At 27.4% G+C, this 21,353-nt stretch carries 17 protein-coding genes and 1 riboswitch; of the genes, 6 read left to right on the top strand and 11 right to left on the bottom strand.

Features of this window, described 5'->3' with window-relative positions; genetic code table 11:
* Positions 1-62 precede the first annotated feature (62 nt).
* A riboswitch (cobalamin riboswitch) is annotated at positions 63-241 on the bottom strand.
* Positions 242-311: 70 nt separating this feature from the next.
* Positions 312-950, bottom strand: a complete 639-nt coding sequence (locus PWP28_RS02850; protein WP_308644222.1) for an anaerobic ribonucleoside-triphosphate reductase activating protein — start codon at positions 948-950, stop codon at positions 312-314.
* Between the two features lie 25 nt (positions 951-975).
* Positions 976-2,829, bottom strand: coding sequence for a ribonucleoside triphosphate reductase (locus PWP28_RS02845; protein ID WP_308644221.1), 1,854 nt, complete (start codon positions 2,827-2,829; stop codon positions 976-978).
* Positions 2,830-3,317: 488 nt separating this feature from the next.
* Between PWP28_RS02845 and PWP28_RS02840 the strand changes: the two genes are divergently transcribed.
* The 6 genes from PWP28_RS02840 (at position 3,318) to PWP28_RS02815 (ending at position 10,884) form a co-directional block, all read left to right on the top strand.
* Positions 3,318-5,336 (top strand): methyl-accepting chemotaxis protein, encoded by a 2,019-nt coding sequence (locus PWP28_RS02840; protein WP_308644220.1) that lies wholly within the window; start codon positions 3,318-3,320, stop codon positions 5,334-5,336.
* A 124-nt stretch (positions 5,337-5,460) separates the two neighbouring features.
* Entirely contained in the window at positions 5,461-6,909 is a 1,449-nt protein-coding gene (gene cls / locus PWP28_RS02835; protein WP_308644219.1) for a cardiolipin synthase, read from the top strand.
* Positions 6,910-7,087: 178 nt separating this feature from the next.
* A complete protein-coding gene (locus PWP28_RS02830; RefSeq protein ID WP_109605332.1) occupies positions 7,088-7,600 on the top strand; it encodes an adenine phosphoribosyltransferase in 513 nt (170 codons plus the stop codon).
* A 12-nt stretch (positions 7,601-7,612) separates the two neighbouring features.
* Positions 7,613-8,986: a glucose-6-phosphate isomerase gene (locus tag PWP28_RS02825; protein ID WP_109605334.1), complete on the top strand. Its 1,374-nt coding sequence runs from the start codon at positions 7,613-7,615 to the stop codon at positions 8,984-8,986.
* The gene (gene coaE / locus PWP28_RS02820; RefSeq protein WP_308644218.1) at positions 8,983-9,558 is read left to right on the top strand and encodes a dephospho-CoA kinase; all 576 of its coding nucleotides are present in this window, start codon (positions 8,983-8,985) and stop codon (positions 9,556-9,558) included. The genes PWP28_RS02825 and coaE overlap by 4 nt, the downstream gene beginning before the upstream one ends.
* 33 nt (positions 9,559-9,591) lie before the next feature.
* Positions 9,592-10,884 (top strand): extracellular solute-binding protein, encoded by a 1,293-nt coding sequence (locus PWP28_RS02815; protein ID WP_109605338.1) that lies wholly within the window; start codon positions 9,592-9,594, stop codon positions 10,882-10,884.
* Positions 10,885-10,916: 32 nt separating this feature from the next.
* Here PWP28_RS02815 and PWP28_RS02810 read toward each other — a convergent pair whose 3' ends face one another.
* From PWP28_RS02810 to cmk, 9 genes are all read right to left on the bottom strand, one after another.
* On the bottom strand, positions 10,917-11,471 hold the full coding sequence (locus PWP28_RS02810; RefSeq protein ID WP_308644217.1) for a TetR family transcriptional regulator: 555 nt from the start codon (positions 11,469-11,471) through the stop codon (positions 10,917-10,919).
* A gap of 272 nt (positions 11,472-11,743) precedes the next feature.
* Positions 11,744-13,990 carry a polysaccharide biosynthesis/export family protein gene (locus PWP28_RS02805; RefSeq protein ID WP_308644216.1) on the bottom strand — a complete coding sequence of 749 codons (2,247 nt, stop codon included), beginning with the start codon at positions 13,988-13,990 and terminating at the stop codon, positions 11,744-11,746.
* A gap of 13 nt (positions 13,991-14,003) precedes the next feature.
* The gene (locus PWP28_RS02800; protein WP_109605343.1) at positions 14,004-14,459 is read right to left on the bottom strand and encodes a tetratricopeptide repeat protein; all 456 of its coding nucleotides are present in this window, start codon (positions 14,457-14,459) and stop codon (positions 14,004-14,006) included.
* Positions 14,452-16,227, bottom strand: a complete 1,776-nt coding sequence (locus tag PWP28_RS02795) for a hypothetical protein (protein WP_308644215.1) — start codon at positions 16,225-16,227, stop codon at positions 14,452-14,454. Before PWP28_RS02795 ends, PWP28_RS02800 begins: the two co-directional genes overlap by 8 nt.
* Positions 16,224-16,838: a glycerol-3-phosphate 1-O-acyltransferase PlsY gene (plsY, locus tag PWP28_RS02790; protein ID WP_109605347.1), complete on the bottom strand. Its 615-nt coding sequence runs from the start codon at positions 16,836-16,838 to the stop codon at positions 16,224-16,226. The genes PWP28_RS02795 and plsY overlap by 4 nt, the downstream gene beginning before the upstream one ends.
* A 15-nt stretch (positions 16,839-16,853) precedes the next feature.
* Positions 16,854-18,197: a ribosome biogenesis GTPase Der gene (der, locus tag PWP28_RS02785; RefSeq protein WP_109605349.1), complete on the bottom strand. Its 1,344-nt coding sequence runs from the start codon at positions 18,195-18,197 to the stop codon at positions 16,854-16,856.
* A gap of 29 nt (positions 18,198-18,226) precedes the next feature.
* Entirely contained in the window at positions 18,227-19,825 is a 1,599-nt protein-coding gene (locus PWP28_RS02780) for a S1 RNA-binding domain-containing protein (protein ID WP_308644214.1), read from the bottom strand.
* Between the two features lie 22 nt (positions 19,826-19,847).
* Positions 19,848-20,693 (bottom strand): 4-hydroxy-3-methylbut-2-enyl diphosphate reductase, encoded by an 846-nt coding sequence (ispH, locus tag PWP28_RS02775; protein WP_308644213.1) that lies wholly within the window; start codon positions 20,691-20,693, stop codon positions 19,848-19,850.
* The gene (gene cmk / locus PWP28_RS02770) at positions 20,683-21,345 is read right to left on the bottom strand and encodes a (d)CMP kinase (protein ID WP_374045478.1); all 663 of its coding nucleotides are present in this window, start codon (positions 21,343-21,345) and stop codon (positions 20,683-20,685) included. Before cmk ends, ispH begins: the two co-directional genes overlap by 11 nt.
* Positions 21,346-21,353 lie beyond the last annotated feature (8 nt).

Here is a 21,353-nt window from a genome sequence, read left to right as displayed (position 1 = left end):
AGAAAGAATTATTGTATTTTTAAATATACAATTATTTTTCTTACTTTCCAATCCCGGAGAAAGCACAGAATAAATTTTTAGGTAGTTCTTCTGACTTACAGCATCAAACCTAATCGTTCCCCTTCCCGAATAATATCAGTGGTTTATGGAACTTTCGTATCTGCTCACAGCGGCCGGACCGTTTTGGCTTTTCACCAAATTCTCTATTAAGACTTCCGTCACCTAAAAAAATTTATTTAATTTTACGAATATATTCTATCATAAAGTATACATTTTAAAAAAACGAGATAAAACGGTATTTAATACCAGTTTTATCTCATTATTAGCTTATCTGTGTTTATAGTTTCATTTTTTTCAATATTATAAATTTCTGTAGATTTTGCATTTGTTATATAACCTTTTTCAGAATTTAAAAGAAAATTTTCAAAAAATTCTATATCTTTTTCATCGGATAATCCTGGAACATAAGTCATTCTAAATTCATAATCAATATCAGAATTTCTCAACATCCAAACGCTTTGATATACCTGTTCCCAATAATTTTTTACAGCTGTGAGATCGCTATATTTATTTGGCTTCGATTTTATATCCATAGCAACATAATCTATATTTTTTGATTTAATAATTTTACTCAAAAGTTTTGGATTACTACCATTTGTATCTAATTTTATATAAAAATTAAATTTATTTTTTATATCCCTTATACTTTCATATAACTGTTCATATATAGTAGGTTCTCCTCCACTTATACAGAGGGCTTCTACTCTCTTTTTAGATTTATTTAAATATTTATGAAGTTGTTCTTCATCTATATAATTTTTTTCTTTTTCAAAAGCTATTTTCCAATTATGACACCATGGACATCTAAAGTTGCATCCTGAAGTATAAAGAACTGAACATATTTTTTTAGGATAATCTACAAAACTAAAAGATCTATATCCACAATACATATGAATTCCTCCAATATTTGAAACACTATATGGTATACTGCTTTCTTTCAACATATTCTTTTTGTTTACCTTTATTCCAAGCTTGAACAGGTCTATAATAACCAACTACTCTTGAATAAACTTCAGACTTCTCTCCACATATAGGACATTCAAAATGTTCTCCAGAAATATATCCATGATTTTTACATATAGAAAATGTTGGTGTTATACTCATATAAGGTAATGTATGATTTTCAAATGATTTTTTTATAAATTCTTTTAAAACATCTCTATCTGTTATTTTTTCTCCAACAAATATATGTAAAACTGTTCCACCAGTCCATTTATCTTGAAGACCTTCCTGATGTTCTAATAAGTCAAAAGGATCTTCAAAAAATTTCACAGGAGGGTGTACTGAATTTGTATAATAATTAGTATCTTCATCACCAGATTGTATTATATCTGCACCAAATTCTTTAAAATCAAGATTTGCAAGTCTATAGCTCGTACCTTCTGCTGGTGAAGCTTCAAGATTATAAAGATTCCCCGTCTCTTTATTATATTCTTCAAGTTTTTTTAACATATAGTCCATAATTTTTTGTGCAAAAATCTTACCTTCTGGGTTCAATATCCCATCTTCAATACCAAAATTTAATAAACCTTCATGCATTCCAACAAAACCTATCGTAGAAAAATGATTTGCCCAGTACTGACCAGTGAGTTTATAAACTCCATCGAGATAAACTTTAGTATATGGGTAAAGTCCACTTTTTGTCCATTGTTCAACATTAATCCTTTTTATTTCAAGTGATTCTTTAGCAATATTCATAGTATCATCTAAAAGTTCAAAGAATTTTTTCTCTTCTCCATTTGATAAAAACATCAACCTTGGAATATTTAGAGTTACCACACCTATAGATCCTGTAAGAGGGTTAGATGCAAATAATCCACCCCTTCTTTTAACTTCATCTGCTTGTTCTTCATCTTTTGTATCATTCACGAAGCCAAAAGAAAGTTGTTCCATATGTTCTTTAACATCTTTATTTGAAAGTTTCAACCTACAACACATACTTCTCGCATCTTCGGGGCTCATATCTGAATTTACATAATTTGAAAAATACGGGGTACCATATTTCATAGTCATATCCATTATCATATTTGAAACTTCATCATCCCATGAAAAGTCTTTTGTTATATTATATGTTGGTATAGGAAATGAAAAAGGTCTTCCATCATAATCGCCTTTCATCATAACTTCTATAAATGCTTTATTGAGCATATTCATTTCAGTTTGAAACTCTTCATATGTTTTATCTTTCTCTTTACCACCTATTATTACTTTTTTATTTTTATAAGTATTTGGTACAAATATATCAAGAGTTATATTGCTAAATGGTGATTGAAATCCAACTCTTGTAGGCACATTCATATTGAATATGAATTCCTGCATACTTTGATAAACTTCTTCATATTTTAATGAATCATAATATATGAAAGGTGCCAAAAGCGTATCAAAATTTGAAAAGGCCACAGCTCCAGCAGCTTCCCCTTGCATTGTATATAAAAAATTGACTATTTGCATTAAAGCAGTTCTCAAATGATTTGCAGGGCCAGAAGCAACTTTATTTTCAACTCCATTGAAACCTTTTCTTAAAAGCTCTTCAAGATCCCAGCCTACACAATAACTCGATAAAGATCCAAGATCATGTATATGCATATTTCCTCTTTTATGATAATCTTTAATTTTAGAATTATAATTATCATAAACTTCTTCTAACCAGTAATTCTTTATTATTTCCTGATGAATATGATTATTTAATCCTTGTAAAGAATATTGCATATTAGAATTTTCTTTTACTTTCCAATCACTTTGATTCAAATAATTATTTATTATATCCATATTAACCCTCCTAAAAAAACATCAAAAAAATAAAAGCATTATTTAATAAAATAAGTTTTATAAAATAATACTTCCAATTAACTATAAGTAGTATGATTTATTTTTCTTGAATTAATTATACTATATATAATGTTTTTTTTCAAATTTTACCTTTTCAACACTAAATATTGATACATACACAAGTATAGGTTTTTTTAATTCTTCAACCAAAAAATCGTTACATTAATTTTTTTTGAACTTTGATTATTTTTATATTAAATTCCTAATTTCTTTATTATATCAACCGATAATATAAAGAAATATATTAATTTTATATTTTTATTCTTAATAAAGTTTTAAAAATTAAAATGTTTAATTTTTTTACTTTAAAAGTTGTATTTTTTTGTGGTATAATTTTTACATAAGTTATATTATTAATAATATAATATTATTATATAGTTAATATAAAGATTATATATTTTTATAAACCTAAAAATGGAGGGGTTAATATGAAAAAAATTAGTCAACAAATCTTAATACCTACAATAATAACTATAGTATTGATGACTTTAACACTCGTGATTTTCACCTTATATGAAGGTTCAAAAGCTATAACTGCTGAAGCAACTTCAAGGCTTGAACACATGGCTGAAACAGCTACTTTAGACTTCAACTCCATACTTTCAGAGGTCACTTTAAAAGTTGATGCTATAGAAGATTATATTAAAGCAGAAATAGATACAAAAAGACTTGATGATGATGATTATATGGCTGAATTTACAGAATCAATAAAACCTTTTATGAAAAATATTGCTATAAGTACTCAAGGAAATGATTCTTCATATATTCACTTTGATCCAGATTATACAGATAAAGCTTATAATGTATATTATAAAGCAGATAAAAATGATTATGTATTACAACCAACAACACCAAAAGAAAATTTTGTAGAATCAAGAGATGATATGGTATGGTACTTTGTCCCAAAGAAAACAAAAACAAATTATTTCACAGACCCATATGACTGGGATGGAACTATGCTAATAACTTATGCAAAACCTATTATAATCAATGGTAGATTTATAGCCGTTGCAGGAATGGATTTTTTATTTGATGATATAAAAAATCTTGTTTTAAGTGAAAAAGTATATGATACAGGCTATGCATATCTAGTAAATAATGATAATAAATTGATAGTACATAAAGAATTAGAAGGTAATACTTCAAAATTGGCTGAAACACTTAAAAATTCCAAATCTGGTTATACCGAAGATGAAGAAAAATTCTTTGGATATTCCACACTTTTAAATGGTTGGAAATATATAATTTCTGTTCCTAAATCAGAAGTATTGAGTGGATTGAATATACTTATAACTTCGCTTATAATAATTTCAATAGTATCTCTCGCAGTTGTCATTTTAATAATACTTTTGATTACTTCTAAAATAGTTAAACCTATAAAAGAAGTTTCTATTGTTGCAGATAGAGTAGCTGAAAATGATTTAACCACAGATGTTGATAAGAAATTAGTTAATAGAAAAGATGAAATTGGAGTACTTGCAAAATCTTTTGAAAAAATGATAGAAAGCTTGAGAACAATAATAGATAATATGCAAGATTCTTCTAAAAATATAAATGATTCATCTGCAGATCTCGCATCAGTTGCAGAAGAAACGAGTGCAACAGCCGAAGAATTATCTGCTCAGGTTAATTCAATAACCCATTCAGCTGAAAATGCTGCAGCAAACGTTGAAGAAGTAAATTCAGGCGTTGAAGAAGTTGCGGCATCTGCACAGGCTATTTCAAAAGCTGCTGCAGAATTAAATGAACAATCAAATGATACTAATAGCTCTGCTCTAAGGGGAGTTAATTCGATAAACGGAATTTCAAGCACTGTAAAAAATGCTGTCACAAAATCTAAAAAAACTGAAGAAGATGTTAAATTACTTGAAGAAAAATCAAATAAAATAGGTGAAATTGTCGATGCAATAAGTTCTATAACAGAACAAACCAAATTACTTGCTTTAAATGCTGCTATTGAGGCTGCACGTGCCGGTGAAGCTGGAAAAGGTTTTGCAGTAGTTGCCGATGAAATAAGAAAGTTGGCAGAAGAATCCAGAAAAGCTACAGAAGAGATCGAAGCTATACTAAAAGAAATTCAATCGAGCACAAAAAATGTTAATACTTCAACAGAAGATACAGTTGTAACTATAAAAGAAATCGATGATGAAATCAAAAAAATATCAGATGAATTTAATTCTATATTAGAAAAAGTACAATTAATGAGATCATCTATTGAAAATATGTCAGCAAGTTCAGAACAGCAAAGTGCATCGGCAGAAGAAATGAGCTCGGCAATGGACTCAGTAGCAAGAATAGTTAATCAAATTTCAGAAGATCTTTCAGCAGCATCTATTTCTATAACAAATCAAGCCGAAGGAGCTCAACAAACGAGTGCAAGTTCAGAAGAATTGGCCTCATTATCTGAAAGTTTTGCACAATTGATAGATAAATTTAAATTAAGATAATTATTTAAAATATATTAAAAAGTCTCCATTGTAAACTGATTTAAATCAGTTCAATGATGGAGACTTTTTATTTTGATTAATAAGGTATAATATAATATATTCGATAAACTCAAGAGGTGAAAATATGTATTTTCCACTTTTTACAGACATCCCTTCTATAATTTATGTTATATATGCAGTTTTTACGACATTTTTGATAATAATGGAAAGAAAAAGACCAGAAAAAACTCTAACTTGGATTATAATTTTCGTTTTATTTCCTCCCATCGGAATTTTATTTTACCTTTTAATTGGTAGGAATTGGAAAAAGAAAAAAAATAAATTAAATACAACTACAGATGAAATAACAAAAGAGCTTTTTAATATTTATAATACTAAAATAGAAATAAAAAAGTATGAACCTTTAACAGAACTATTTGCAAATAATAGTTTTTCTCCATTATATGGAAACAATGAAATCGAATTATTCTCAGAAGGAAATTCTCTTTTTGAAAGAATTATTGAGGATATAGAAAAAGCAAAAGATCATATTCATTTAGAATATTATATATTCAAAAATGATGATATAGGTTCTAAAATAATAAAAGCACTTATAAAAAAAGCCAATGAGGGTGTAGAAGTAAGAATAATAGCTGATAAAGTGGGTTCTGTAGATTTAAAAAGAAAAGCTATAAAAGAAATGAAAAAAAATAATATTGACTTTGTATTTTATAGTTATTTTCTTGCTCCAATATTAAAACCTTTTAATACTTTAATAAATTATCGTAATCATAGAAAAATTATAGTTATAGATGGTGAAATTGGATATGTTGGTGGTTTTAATATTGGTGATGAATATATAAAAAGTAAAAAACTTGGTATATGGAAAGATACTCATATAAGAGTTGCTGGTGATTTTGTATATGGTCTTCAAGCATCTTTTCTTGATGATTTTAATAGAATAAAAAAATTATATAAAGAAAAAAATTTTATCAAAGGTAATTATGAAAAATACTTTAAAATACATGAACAAACAAAAGATAATATTAAAATGCAATTAATAAAAAGTGGTCCTGATTCAGAAAATCCTTCTATAATGCAAGGAATTCTTCAAATGATAAATTTGGCAAAGAAAAATATAAATATAGTAACACCTTATTTTATTCCAAATGATGAAGTTCTTTCAGCTTTAAAAGTTGCTGTTTTAAGCGGTATAGATGTTAAAATTCTTTTTCCATCCAATATAGATCATTATCTCGTAAGATTTGCATCTATGACTTATTTGCAAGAAATAAGTGAAACAGGGGCAAAGATATATTTTTTAAATGATAAGTATTTCATACACTCTAAAACTATAAGTATAGATGGTGAAATATGTTCTATAGGAACTGCAAATATGGATATTAGAAGTTATGAACTGAATTATGAAATAAATGCAATGATATATGATGATAAAATGACAAGAATTCTTGATGAGGAATTTGAAAATAACCTCCTAAATAGTAGAGCAATAAATTATAATTATTTTGAAAATAAAAATATATTCATAATATTTTTAGAATCTTTTGGAAGACTTTTTTCAAATATATTATAAATCAATTGAAAAAGATTCTTTTTGAAGGTATAATTATACTGGTTTGGTTTTTCCTTTTTTGGGTCTATATAATTTAAATATTTAGATTATAATTTATTATTAACACTAATATGATAAAATAAACCTTGTTTTTGTGAATAGTTTTGTTCATATTACAAGTTTAAAGGAGGATTTTTCAATGAACATAAATGATTATGTGAGAGATATTCCAGATTTCCCTAAGAAAGGTATTATTTTTAAAGATATAACTCCAGCTTTAAAAAGTCCAGAGGCTTTCAAATATATTATTGATAAATTCGAAAGTACAGTAAAAGATATAGATTTTGATGTAATAATAGGACCTGAATCAAGAGGTTTCATATTTGGAGCACCTCTTGCATATAAAATGGGTAAAGAATTTGTTCCAGTTAGAAAACCTGGAAAATTGCCTTCAGAAAAGGTTAGCATTTCTTATGAGCTCGAATATGGTTCAGCAACTCTTGAAATGCACAAAGATGCTATATCTAAAGGTCAAAAAGTTATTATTGTAGATGATATTTTAGCAACTGGAGGAACTACTGAAGCCATAATAGAATTAGTCAAGAGATGTGGTGGAGAAGTAGTAGCTACTTTATTTTTTGCAGAACTTGCTTTTTTAAATCCGAGGGAAAAACTTCAAAATGTTTTAGTTGAAAGTTTAATCCAATTTTAGGGAGGGTCTTTTATGAAAGGTATAAAATTTGATTTTACAAATCTCTTTCAACCTAATGTAGAAACTGGTGTAACAGAAGATCAAATTAATGATCACAAAGATAAAATTAAAAGTATCATTGAAGAAATTATAGAAGAAAAACCTGGTTTCATGAGTGTTCCTTTTAATAGAAAATGGATAGATAATGTACTCGATATTAAAAATCTTGTTCAATCCTTTGAAAGTGTAGTTGTTCTTGGAATAGGTGGATCAGCACTTGGAAATCAAGCTTTACAAACAGCATTGAATCCTTTGAATTATAATTCCATGAATTCATGTGATAGAAAAACTCCTAAAGTTTTTATTTTAGATAATGTAGATCCAGACTTTATAGCATCCGTTTTAGATCAAATAGATCCTAAAAAAACTTTATTTAATGTCATATCAAAATCTGGTACAACAGCAGAAGCAATGTCAAATTATTTGATAGCAAGGGGCATACTTGAAACATATGGTGTTAAACCTTCAAAAAATTTATTGTTCACAACAGATCCAGAAAATGGAATTTTGAGAAAGATAGCAGAAGAAGAAAACATAAGATGTCTTGAAATTCCTCCAGAAGTTGGTGGAAGATTTAGTGTATTAACACCTGTTGGTCTTTTATCAGCTGTTGCGGGTGGAATAGATATAATAGATCTTTTCAATGGTGCAAAAGATATGTATGATAAAGTTATAAATACTGATGTTTGGGAAAATCCAGCAGCATTGAACGCTTTAATTCATTATATCTTATACAATGACGGGTATAATATTTCTGTTATGATGTCTTATTCAAACAGATTACTTCTATTAGCTGATTGGTATAGACAATTATGGGCTGAATCACTTGGTAAAAAAGTAGATTTAGATGGCAAAGAAGTACATGTTGGACAAACTCCAGTTAAAGCACTTGGAGCAACTGACCAACATTCACAAGTTCAATTATACAATGAAGGTCCTTTCGATAAAGTATTTACTTTTTTAAAACTTGAAAGATTTGATAGAGAAATAACTATTCCAAATATACATTGTGATATTCCAGAATTGAATTACTTGGGTGGTAAAAGACTTTCAAATCTTCTAAATACTGAACTTACTGGAACAGAATACGCTTTAGTTGAACATAAAAGACCTAATATGAAAGTTATTTTTCCAGCCATAAATCCTTATAATATAGGTCAATTTTTCTTTGCTTATGAATTTCAAACTGCTGTTATGGGAAAATTACTCAATATAAACACATATGATCAACCTGGAGTAGAACTTGGTAAAAAAGTTACTTATGCTCTAATGGGAAGAAAAGGTTATGAAAATATGGAAAAAGAAGTTATGAGTAAATTGGAAGGAAAGAAACAGGTGATTTTATGATTTTAGGTTTAACTGGACCTGCTGGTTCTGGAAAATCTACTGTTTCAAACATTATAAAAAATAATTTTGATAAAACTTATGTAATAGATGTTGACAGGGTAGGTCATGATGTACTAACCCTGTCTTTTGTTCAGGATAAACTTAAAGATACCTTTGGATCTTCTATATTCAAAAATGATGAAATTAATAGGAAAGAGTTGGGAAAGATTGTATTTAAAGACGAAAATAAATTAAATATACTTAATTCTATTGTACATCCCGCAATGTTTAATAAAATTGAAACTTTTATAAAAAAAGATTTAAAAAACTATGATATAATTATTATAGATGCAGCATTGTTATTTAAAATAAAACTTCATACCCTGTGTGATAAAATAATTTTTGTTGATGCAGATGAAAAAGTAAGAATTAAAAGACTCACCCAGAAAAGAGCTTTGACTTTAGATAAAGCTCTTTCAATTGTCCAAAGTCAAAAAAACTTAGATTTTGGTCCTCATGATATTGAAATAAAAAATAATTATGATGATTTAAAATACATAAAAAAAATCATTTTTGATCTCATTAAACCTTAACTAAACACATATTTTGATTGGGAGGTGCTCTTGGTGAAAAAGCTTTTAGCAGTACTTTTAACTGTTTTAATCTTTAGTTTTGCTTTTTCTGAAAAAGTAGTTTTTGAATTTTGGCATGCTATGGGTGGTGGATTAGGAGAAACTTTATCTTATCTAATCGAAAACTTTAATAAAGAAAATCCTGATATTGAAGTTAAACCTATTTATGTTGGAAACTACTCAGCTTTAAACCAGAAATTATTATCTACCATAACTGCTTATAATCAAGGTACAAGAAGTGAATTACCTACTATGGCTCAAGCTTATGGTAACTGGATCGCAAAGTACTTATTCTCAGATGTTATTCAACCATTAAATGAATACATCGAAAATGACAAAGAAATGAAAGATGCATGGGATAATGAAATATATGATGTTTTCAAAGAAATGTCTACTTGGGATGAAAATATTTATTCTATGCCTTATAATAAATCTGTTTATACTTATTATTACAACACAGATTTATTTGATTTATATGGAGTTGAACCACCAAAATCTTTTGATGATTTAATTGAAGTTTCACAATACTTAACAGAAGATATTGATGAAGATGGAAATGTAGATCAATATGGATTAGGTTCAAGAACTTTCGTTGATGATTTCCAATTACTATTATATGCTTATGATCAGAGAATATTAGTAGATAAAGGAAATGGAAAATATGCTGTTTCTTTAGATAAAACTAAATTTAAAGAAGCTTTGAGTATCGTCAAAGAATTAAAAGAAAATGATAATGCTTTATTCCAAGGTGGATATCTTGATGGTCCTTTCGGTTCAGGTCAAATAGCTGCTTATATGGGAACTATAGCTGGTAAGAGTTATGCCGATAGATCTTCTCAAGGAAAACATGGTTGGACATGGTCAGCATTACCTTCAGTTGATGGAGTTCCTCATTCTCCTATAGCTGGTACAGATTTAACTGTATTTAAATGGGCTTCAGATGAAGAAAAAGAAGCTGCTTTTAGATTCTTAAAATATTTAATGGATCCTGTTAATATGGCTTATTGGGCTATAAATTCAGGCTATGTTCCTGTTAGAAAAGATGTTACACAAACAGAACAGTGGAAAGTTTATACAGCTACAGATGAAAAACCAACAATAGCTTTAAATTCTCTTGAAACTGCTTATTCAGATCCAAAACCAGCAGCTTGGAATGATATAAGAGGGGAACTTTCTAATATTTATTCTGATTTCTTAAATGACAAAATAGATTCTGATGAAGCTTATAGCAGAACTATAAGATCTTTAGAAACATTGCTTGCTGAAACAGATGAATTAGCTAAATAAAAAATACCCCGGCTTTTCAGCCGGGTTTTTTATTATTCTCTTTCTTTATTTAATTCAAAGAAATTTATTACTATTTTTACTTCTTCTTTTATAACTTCTGGATATACATATCCTTTAAATCCAAGACCTATTAAAAATGTTTTTATGACATCTGCAATAGTAAATGAAGAGTCTACATCAAAACCCCTTGCTCTGAGTATATCTTTTATTATCAAATTAAATTCTTCATCTATACCCTGTATATCTGATAAAGTTACTTTAGATCTATAAGGATAAGTTATTATTTGTGAAAAAGCTGCCATCTTATCTGGTGGTGAAAATAAGGTTAAAATTTTGTCTTCTATTTCTCCTGGTGTTTCAAATATATCTTTTATCCAAGTATCGAGTATATATCTCGCCGTTTCTACCATAGCTCCATCTTTTGAGCCAAAATAATAATGTAAAGATGCTATAGTTAAGTTCGCCTCTGTAGCTATTTTTCTCGTTGTAGTTCCACTTATACTATTTTGATTGATGATGTTTATTATAGACTCTATTAATTCCAATTTTCTTTTTTCTCTTAGTTCAGGATTTGGTCTCCTGGCCATTCGGTTCACCCCTCTTTCTTTTATTTAAAATTATACCATGTAATTTTATTATATTAATATATGAAAAATCTATTTATAATTATATCATAATATCTTAAATATTTAAAATACATTTATTTAAATATGATTAATTATCTTTTTTTAAGGTGTTTGTTTATAATAATTTTTTAATCATGTTTCATTATAATATTATTATATCACATGATTATCATTTTTTATCAAAAAAATATTGCACCGTCTTTTGGCGATGCAATATTTTATATAATTAATTTTTATTTTACCTTTCCATATATGTTCAAACCTTTATCTACAAAGTTCATAAAAGTAGTTACTGTAGATACAACTTCTAATACATTTGTAATTGCATTTTTAGGTACATATATTATATCTCCAGGTTTCAATTCTGGATTCATTCCTGTTTTTAAAGGTGCTGCATTTATAACTCCAGATATATCTAATTTTACTGGAGCATTTTCAGGACCTTCCTTGAAAAGATACACACTTCCAAGTTCAGCAGATTTAGTTATATTACCTGATTTTAATATAGCTTCAACTGTTGTCATTCCTTTTATATACTGAACGATACCAGGTCTTGATACTTCTCCAAAAACATATACGAATATGTTTTCAACATCTGGTACATATACTATAGATCCTGGTTCTACAAATTTATTTCTCAATTCTTCTATATTTGAAATATCTATCATAGTTTTATTTCCATTGATAGGATATAGTATTATATTATTTTGGAATTCCCATTTTATACTTGTTCCAGCTAATATTTCTACTAAACTCAAAGGTACATCTGTCCTTATACTTCTTGGGGCTATATTACCCATAACTGTTATATAAGAGTACTTTGCTTCTGGTTGAACTACAACATAACTTCCCTTTGGTATTTGTATTAATGGATTATTTATTATATCTTCTTGGGTATAATTTGCTATTTGTTCTCCATTTTTCATAACCTTTATATTTCCATCATCTACAGGAGCAAATCCACCTACTGCAGCTACAACGTCTTGTAATCTTACTATATTTTTGTTTATAATTTCCATATTTCCTTCTTTATATACTATCACTTGATCATTTTTTTCTTTTGTTAATTCTATGAATACTTTTCCTTTTAAAGGTACTTCTTTTAATGATTCTATATTTTCCAAATCAATTTCTTTTTCTTCATTTTCTATTCTATATCTCAATGTATATGAATTGTTTAAATTATTTCTTAAAACAAAATCATACAATGTGTCTCCATTTTTATATGTCTCTATTTTTGAAATATCTCCCATAACATATATAATTTTTTCTTCCATTTGAGCTATTAAAGTAGATCCAGGTAAAATATTTATTTCATTTGATTCTTGAAGATTGGCTGGATTTATATATAAATTTTTTGTACTCCCATCAGGATTTATCAATGTTATATTTCCAGAAAATTCTGTACTAAATCCTTTTGCAAGTGATATCAATTTTATAAGTGTCATATCTTCTCCAAATTCAAAACCCATTCTTCCACTATAATTAAATGCACCAGTTAAATAAACATAATTTTTCTTCATTTTTATGTTTATAAAACTTTTATTTTGAAGTTTTTCGTTCAACTTTATTTCTTTATCTTCTATAGTTACTTCATCAACATATGAAGGATTTATACCAAGTTTCATCAACAATATTTTTAATGTCATATCTTCATTTTTTTCAAATGGAACTTTACTCGAATTTGTTTCTGATATTACATAGACATAATTTTCTGCTTTTTTTATTATGATGGTATCTTCTGATTTTAATTGTATATCTTCTTTTGTTATTACTTGTTCGAATGAGTATTTACTTATTTCGTCATCTCTAATTATAGTTATTTCATCATCTATTCTATCAGAAGAAATTTTTGATTCTGATATGAGAGTTTTTAATGTCAATCCTTCATAATAATCTAAAGAATATGTACCAAAATCCGAAAATAAATTGACTTTATTTGTAAATTCATATGGAATGATAACAAATGTATCTTCGTATATATAAGGATTTTCTCCATTTTCACCTTTTAATATCCAATCTATATTAACTGTTTTTTCATTTCCATCGGAATATTTTATTATGGCTTTTGATGATTTTGAAGGTTCTCTCAAACCACCTACCATTGCTATTAAGTCAGAAAGTTTTATTTTATCTGTTTTTATATCTAACATACCATTCTTTACTACATTACCAAGTATGTTTACTTTAAATGGTGCATAGTTTACTATTCCAACTGTAACTTTTGCAGATTTTATATAATCTTTTATTTTTTCATTTATTATTTTTTCAACTTGTTCAATATTTTTACCTTCTACATTGATTCTTCCAATTGGAGGAATTGTTATATTTCCATCAGGACCTACATAAATACTATTTGAAGAGTAGTCCGGATATCCAAATACCCATACTCCAAGAACATCACCAACTCTTAAGTTGTATGTAAAAGCTATAATTGGAAGCAATAATATAGCTAAGAAAATTAACTTAGTTTTTTTCACTTTAATTTCCTCCTCATCTCCATAACATATTTTCTATTAATTCTAATTCTTGAGAATTAAAACCAGCCATTTTTAAAGTATTTATTATTTTTTTTGCTTGTTGAATTTTAGAAAGCTTTATGGCAGATTTCAATTTTAACATGTTTATATCTATATAGTATTTATTATTTCTTTTTTCTTTAAATGATAAAACATCTGAATAATTTTCTATTTCATATAATGCACTTACAAGATAAAGTTCTGTTTCATCTATTTTTGTACCTTTTTCAAAAGCACGTTTTAATAGTGTAATAGCTCTTTGTTTTTCTTCTAATATGAGTAAACATACTCCTGCATTATGGTAGAATACTGATTCTTCATCGTACAAAGAAATTGCTTTTAAATAAAAATCTAAAGCTTGATTATAATCTTTTTTTTGCATGAAAAGATTACCCATATTATTATACTCACGAGCTTTATTTTCATTCACTTCCTACACCTTCAGTATAATAATATAATGTATCGCTTAAAATTTTATCAGATAAATTTAAAGATACCTTTGTTTGTTTTATTCCTTCTATTAATGGAGGATATACACTATATTTTAAATAATCCATAGGCTTGTATGAATTATTTAAGTAATCCTTCAAATAATCATGATATTTTTCAGGCATTATAATTCCGCCAGAATAATATATCATATCTATAAAACTTTGAGGTATTTCTTGTTCTGAATTCACATAATATATAGAACTACCCGTTATTAATATTGGAATTAAACTCTTTATTTCAAAATTTTGATTGATTTCATTTTTTAATATTATTTTTGAATCTGTTTTTATTTGAGATATACCAGTTTGAAAAAAATCGTCCATATTCTCAAATTCATATGTATTAGTTTTAGAATATATTCTATAATAGTCAAAAGCAACTCTTCCTCCAGAGTCTTCAACAGATATGTCTTTTGTAGGATATTCTATTATTTCACCTGAAAGTGTATTCGAATTAAATTTTGCTGTGACAGTTAAATCTTCTTTATTAAAATTTAATCCATAAACATTTAAATTATACATATTTAAATCATTTTGATTATATAATCTGTTGAGTGATACTTCATAATTTTGAAGATTATTTTTTATAAATATTCCATTTTTTATTTTGAGTTTTCCTATAAACTCTTCATCATTAAGTTTATAAAACTCACCATCTTTTTCTATTTCTATACTATCTTCGAGAGTAGAAACAAGTATTTTTCCCCATGGTAATATTTCTATGGAAAGATAATCTTTATCTGGAAGTTTTATCTTTTGTATGATAGCATTTTTTAATTCATCATATATATATATTTGTCTGTTTTTTCTTTCAAGCAAGAATATTTTATTATTGTATATCTTACCATCTATAAATATTTCATCATTTTTGAAGTTTAATATATTTAAGTCACTTCCATCATAGCCAGTATAGTTTATTTGGTTTAAGTATGGATTATAACTTATTATTCTTCCTGCACGATCTACACCTAAAATATATGCTTGAATATTTTCTTTTAAAATTTTGAAGTTTTCTTCTGAAGTATTAGGAGTTAATAAAGGTGTAGAATCTTCTGATATTTCTTTATATGAAAATTTTGTACTTGGTTCAAAATAATATATACCTTTTTCAGAGCCAAGATATATTCTATTTAAATTTTTATCAGAAGCTATAGTATTAAATTTTTTATCTTTTGGAAGTTTTATCCATTTTTCTTCAAAGTTATTTGATTTGAATATTAAATTGTTTTTCGAATCCAATAAATATGCCGTAGAATTTATTATTTCTAAATCATCTATTGTATAAAATCTTTCAAAAGCATCCTTGTTCCCAGATATTTTTACTATTTCATAATATGATGGAGTAGAATAATTTGTTAATGAAAAATTTTCCATCGTTCTTATAAAATTTAAAAGTGTTTCAACTTCTTCATCTTGATTTGTAAATAATAGTATATTATTTATATCTTCTTTTGCTTTTTCTATTAAACCAAGCTGTAAATCAAGTTTAGCCGCATAATACCAAAATTTAGGAATATCATTTAAATAAACTTCTCCATTCATAGCTTCATTTAATTTTAATCTTGCATCGAATTTTTTCTCTTTAAAAAGTAATTCCAGACTTTCTGAAAATAGTTGTCTGGATTTTTTTTCTGAACTATTTAATTCATTTGAAAAAGCTAAAAGCCCCACAATAATCATCAATATAATACATAAAGTTTTTTTCATTTTTTAACACCCTTTGACATAATATTTAATATATCTGTCTTGTTTTCTTCTCCATTTATAAGTCTTTTTATATTACTTCTATGTTTGTAAGCACTTATCCCAGCAAGAATAAGATATATTATTGCAGCTTTATAATCGAATATGAATACAAGTATAGCAACAACGAACATAGATGTTATAGATGCAAGAGAAACATATTTAGTTTTGAATGCTATTGGAAACCAAATCAAAAAAAATATAAATCCAGATAGAGGATGTGTTGATATATATCCTCCAACTGTTGTTGCTACACCTTTTCCACCTTTAAATTTTAAAAAAACAGAGTAATCATGTCCTAAAACTGCTGCTAAGATCATTAAATATGGTATCCAAGATTCATTTGTATAAATCATAACTCCAACAAAACCTGGCATTAAACCTTTTAAACAGTCCAAAACCATAGCTGTTAATCCATATCCAAATCCAAGATTTCTTAAGACATTAGTTCCTCCAACATTTCCACTACCTTTTTTACGAACATCAATACCTTTTAGTTTTGGTACTATAAAACTAAAAGGTATTGTTCCTATAAAATATGAAATTATTATAAGTAATGATGCAGATAATATCATTAATTCACCCCCAAATTACCTTTTTCTCTCTTCAAACTTTAAAAATAAAGGAGAACCTTCAAATGGGTCTATATACTTTCTTATCATATTTCTTATACTTTGCTGATATGATTTAGAAAGTTCTTTAGGCATATTTGCATAAAAAGTAAATACAGGAGGTCTAACACCTACTTGAACTCCATAATATAATTTTACTCTCTTTCCTTTCTTTATAGGAGGAGGTGTCATCATCATATGTCTTTCTAAAGCTTGATTTAAAATACTTGTACTTATTTCTCTATTTCTTGATTCATTTACTTGTACTATTTTTTTTATTACTTCTTTTATCCCCTTTGAATTTTTAGCCTCTGTAAATATTACAGGACTATAATTTATAAAATAAAGTTCTTTTTTTGCTTTATTTATGAACTCTTCTCTTTTTTCTTGCTCTATTAAATCCCATTTATTAAATACTATTATAGTTCCTTTACCATTGTTTTCTGCCAATCCAGCTACTTTTTTATCTTGTTGTGTAACACCTTCAGTTGCATCTATGAGTAGAACAACTACATCTGATTTTTCTATTGTTTTTATAGTTCTTATTATTGAATACATTTCTATCGTTCCATATTTAACTGTAGACTTTTTTCTCATTCCAGCAGTATCTATAAATTTAAAGGTGTTTTCATCTATAGTCACTATTTGATCTACTGTATCTCTTGTTGTTCCAGGAATATCTGATACTATAGCCTTTTTCATGCCGGTTATTGCATTGAATAAAGAAGATTTACCAGCATTAGGTTTCCCTATAAAAGCAACTTTTATAGTATTCTCATCTTCTTCAATTTCTTTTACATATCTTATACTGATTCCTTTATTTTCAAGTTTTTCTACAACTTCATCCAAAAGTTCATCTATATTTCTATTATGCTCGGCAGAAACTGGTATTGGTTCTCCAAATCCCAATTGATAAAGATCGGGTTTTATAAAAGATTCATATTTTTCAAAACCTTCAGCCTTATTAGCTGCAAGTACCACATCAACTCCTGCTTTTCTTATGAATTCTGCTATATGATGATCTTCTGAAGTCAATCCATTTTTACCATCAACCACAAATATTACGAGCGCTGCTTCTCTTATAGAATTTAATACAACTTCTTTTTGTTGTTTTGCAATTATTTCTTCTGGATCTTCAAATATTCCACACGTATCTACGAGCATGAAGGCACGCTCATCCCAGCGCGCCTCAGCATATACATGATCTCTTGTAACTCCTGGATAATCTAATACTATTGATTTTTTTTCTTTTATTATTCTATTAAATAATGTTGATTTTCCAACATTTGGTTTTCCTACTACTAATACTAATGGATTTGACAAGTCGATCACTCCTTAAAAAAGGAAAGCTTTTATTCTTCTTCAGAATTCATTTCTTCCATTATTTTTAAGCCTTCTTCTTTTTCCTTTTCTTTTATATAATCTAATACACTCAAAACTAAGTTTCCTCTTTGTTGATCACTTTGAAATTCTATATCGAGTACTTTTCCAGTTATAGGGCTTCCTACCTCTAAGACTTCTTTTATATCGTCTGTTCTGTTTTCTGTTGCCTTACTTCCAGGCATAAAAGCTTCTACTTCATAATCATTTATCAATACAACAGCACCTTTATCTACAAATCTTGTTATTTTTCCTGTGAGTATGTCTCCCTTTTGTACTTTCTCTGATATCAATTTCCATGGATTTTCTTTGGCCTGTTTTAAAGATAATTTTATTTTTTGATTTTCTTTATCAAGATTCAATATTTTAACTTTTATTTTTTCTCCTTCTTTTAAAACATCTTCAACATTATCTACAAAATTCCAAGATAATTCAGATACATGTAAAAATCCAGTAAGTCCTTCTTCAAGTTTTATTATTGCTCCGTTTGCAAGTATTTTTTCCACTATTCCATTAACTATATTTCCTTCAAGATACTTTTCTTCTGCTTCTTCCCAAGGATTTCCCAATGCCTGTTTATAACTTAAACTTATTCTATTTCTTCCTTTATCTATATCTAATACCTTTACTTCTACTCTATCTCCTTCTGAAGCAATATCGGCTATTTTTCCTTTTCTACCCCAGAATATTTCAGATTCATGAACCAATCCTTCAACAGCATTTTCAAGTTTTACAGTAAATCCGAATGGAAATAATTTTGTAATATTTCCTTTTTGAACTGATCCTATTGGATATTTCTTTTCAACATCTTCCCATGGATCTTCTTTTAATTGTTTTAAAGACATTGATATTTTTTTAGCATTTTTATCTAGATTTATGATTACACCTCTTACCTTTTCACCTTCTGAAAGCTGTTTATTTATTCTTGTGTTCTTATCCCAGCTAACTTCACTTCTCGGTATTAAAGCTGTAACATGTTCATTTAATTTAACAAAAGCACCAAAATCTTTTATGCTTTCAATTATACCTTCAACTATCATATTTTCTTTATAATTTTCATAAACTTCTTTTATGGATTCTTCAACTGCATCTCTTTTAGATACAACTACTTTTCTTCCTCTTTTTTGTATTACTTTCATTCTTTGAGAATCTTTTGGCATTTCATCCTCTGGTCTCAACATCGATAATGAACCTGGTAAAAACGCCTTTATTGCATTTTCTATCAATACAATATAGCCATTTTTAGCTCTTGATTCAAATTTAACATTTACAAGGCTTCCTTCTTCTATTTCATCCATTAATTTTTCTGCCTGTGCTCTTTTTTCAGATGCTGTGTTAAATCCTTCAGCATCATTTGTTTTTATAACTTTTACAGTTATTTTTTCACCTATTTTATATTCAGAAATATTTTTTAATAATTCTTCTCTTTTAACAAAAACATCCCCTGTGGCATCGAGAGCAACCCATATACCATCTGAGCTTTTATTTAATAAAACTCCCTCTAATACCTTTCCTTTTTTCAGTTCGTTTATTTCTTCTTCCTTCAATAAGTCTTCGAAATTTTCGTTCATAACGATAAACCTCCCTTTTATATTAAGAAATATTGCCTTCTATATGTTTTTTTATGTTTTCAAGTTGCCATAAAGGAGTAGAGGCCCCTGTTAATATACCTATTTTGTCTTCTTTATTTATAACAACCTCTTTAATTTCTTCAATTGATTCTATATGATAAGAGTTTTTACAATTCATTTTAGAGATTTTATAAAGCTTTGTTGTATTTGAACTGTTTTTACCTCCAATAACAAAAACTTTATCAGCCCATTGAGATATTTCCAGAGCTTGCTGTTCTCTCATATATGTCTCTCTACATATAGTATTTTTTATAATTATATCAGAAAATTGATTTATTTCCAGCATTTTTAAATAGAATTTTTTAAATGAAGGATAGTCAACCGTAGTTTGTGAAATTATACACACCTTGCTTTCATTTTGAAGTTTTAAAGGCTCTTTTGTTATAAGTATTTTATCTTCAGAAAGATTTCCTTTTAACCCTCTCATTTCAGGATGGCTTTCTTTACCATAAACTACTATATAATATCCTTTTTCTTGTATACCTTTAGAAAGTTTTATAAGGTTTGTTACTATTGGACATGTCATATCAATGACTTGTTTGAAGTTTTTTTCAAGTATTTCTCTTTCTTTACTCGTTATTCCATGAGCTCTTATTATTACTGTGCTTTTATAACTATTCTCTGGAAGATTATCTATATTCTCAAATATTTTTATTCCAGTATTTGTTATCTTTTCGATAACAGAATTATTATGTACTAGTTGTCCATACATATATATGTTTTTTTTATCATTTAATTTAATTGTATTATTAAATGCTCTATTCACTCCATAACAAAATCCAACATTATCTGAAATTCTAATTTCCATGATTTTTTTCCTTTATTATTTCAATAATCTTTTTTGTAACTTCTTCTATATCCATATTTGTAGTATTTATTTTTATAGCTTCTTCAGCTGGCTTTAAAGGGGCTATACTTCTTGAACTATCAGCTTTATCTCTAAATATTATTTGTTCTAATATACTTTTATAATCTACTTTTTTACCCTTTTCAGAAAGTTCATCATATCTTCTTTTTGCTCTCTCTTCAACTGAAGCTGTTAAAAATATTTTTACCTCTGCATCAGGAATAACAACAGTTCCTATGTCTCTTCCATCTATCACAGTAGACATCTCTTGAGACATAGTTCTTAATATTTGATTTATTTTTTCTCTTACTTCAGGAACTTTAGCAACCATAGAGGCATAATTCCCTGATTCAGCATTTCTTATTTGTTCGGATATTTCTTCATCGTTTAGAAAATATTTATGATCTTTCAGGTCTATTTTTATTTGAGGTAAAATATCTTTTATGCTTTTTTTATCTTCAAGATCTATATTATTTTTAACACAATAATAACCAATGATTCTGTATAAAGCTCCACTATCGAGATAATTAATTTTAAGTTTATTCGCTATTATTTTTGCCATAGTCGATTTTCCGGAACCGGCTGGTCCGTCTATTGCTATTCTTATCAAGATTACCTTCC

The organism is Oceanotoga sp., assembly GCF_030445905.1.
Taxonomy (GTDB): Bacteria; Thermotogota; Thermotogae; order Petrotogales; family Petrotogaceae; genus Oceanotoga; species Oceanotoga teriensis.
This window is presented reverse-complemented; position numbering and strand designations above follow the sequence as displayed.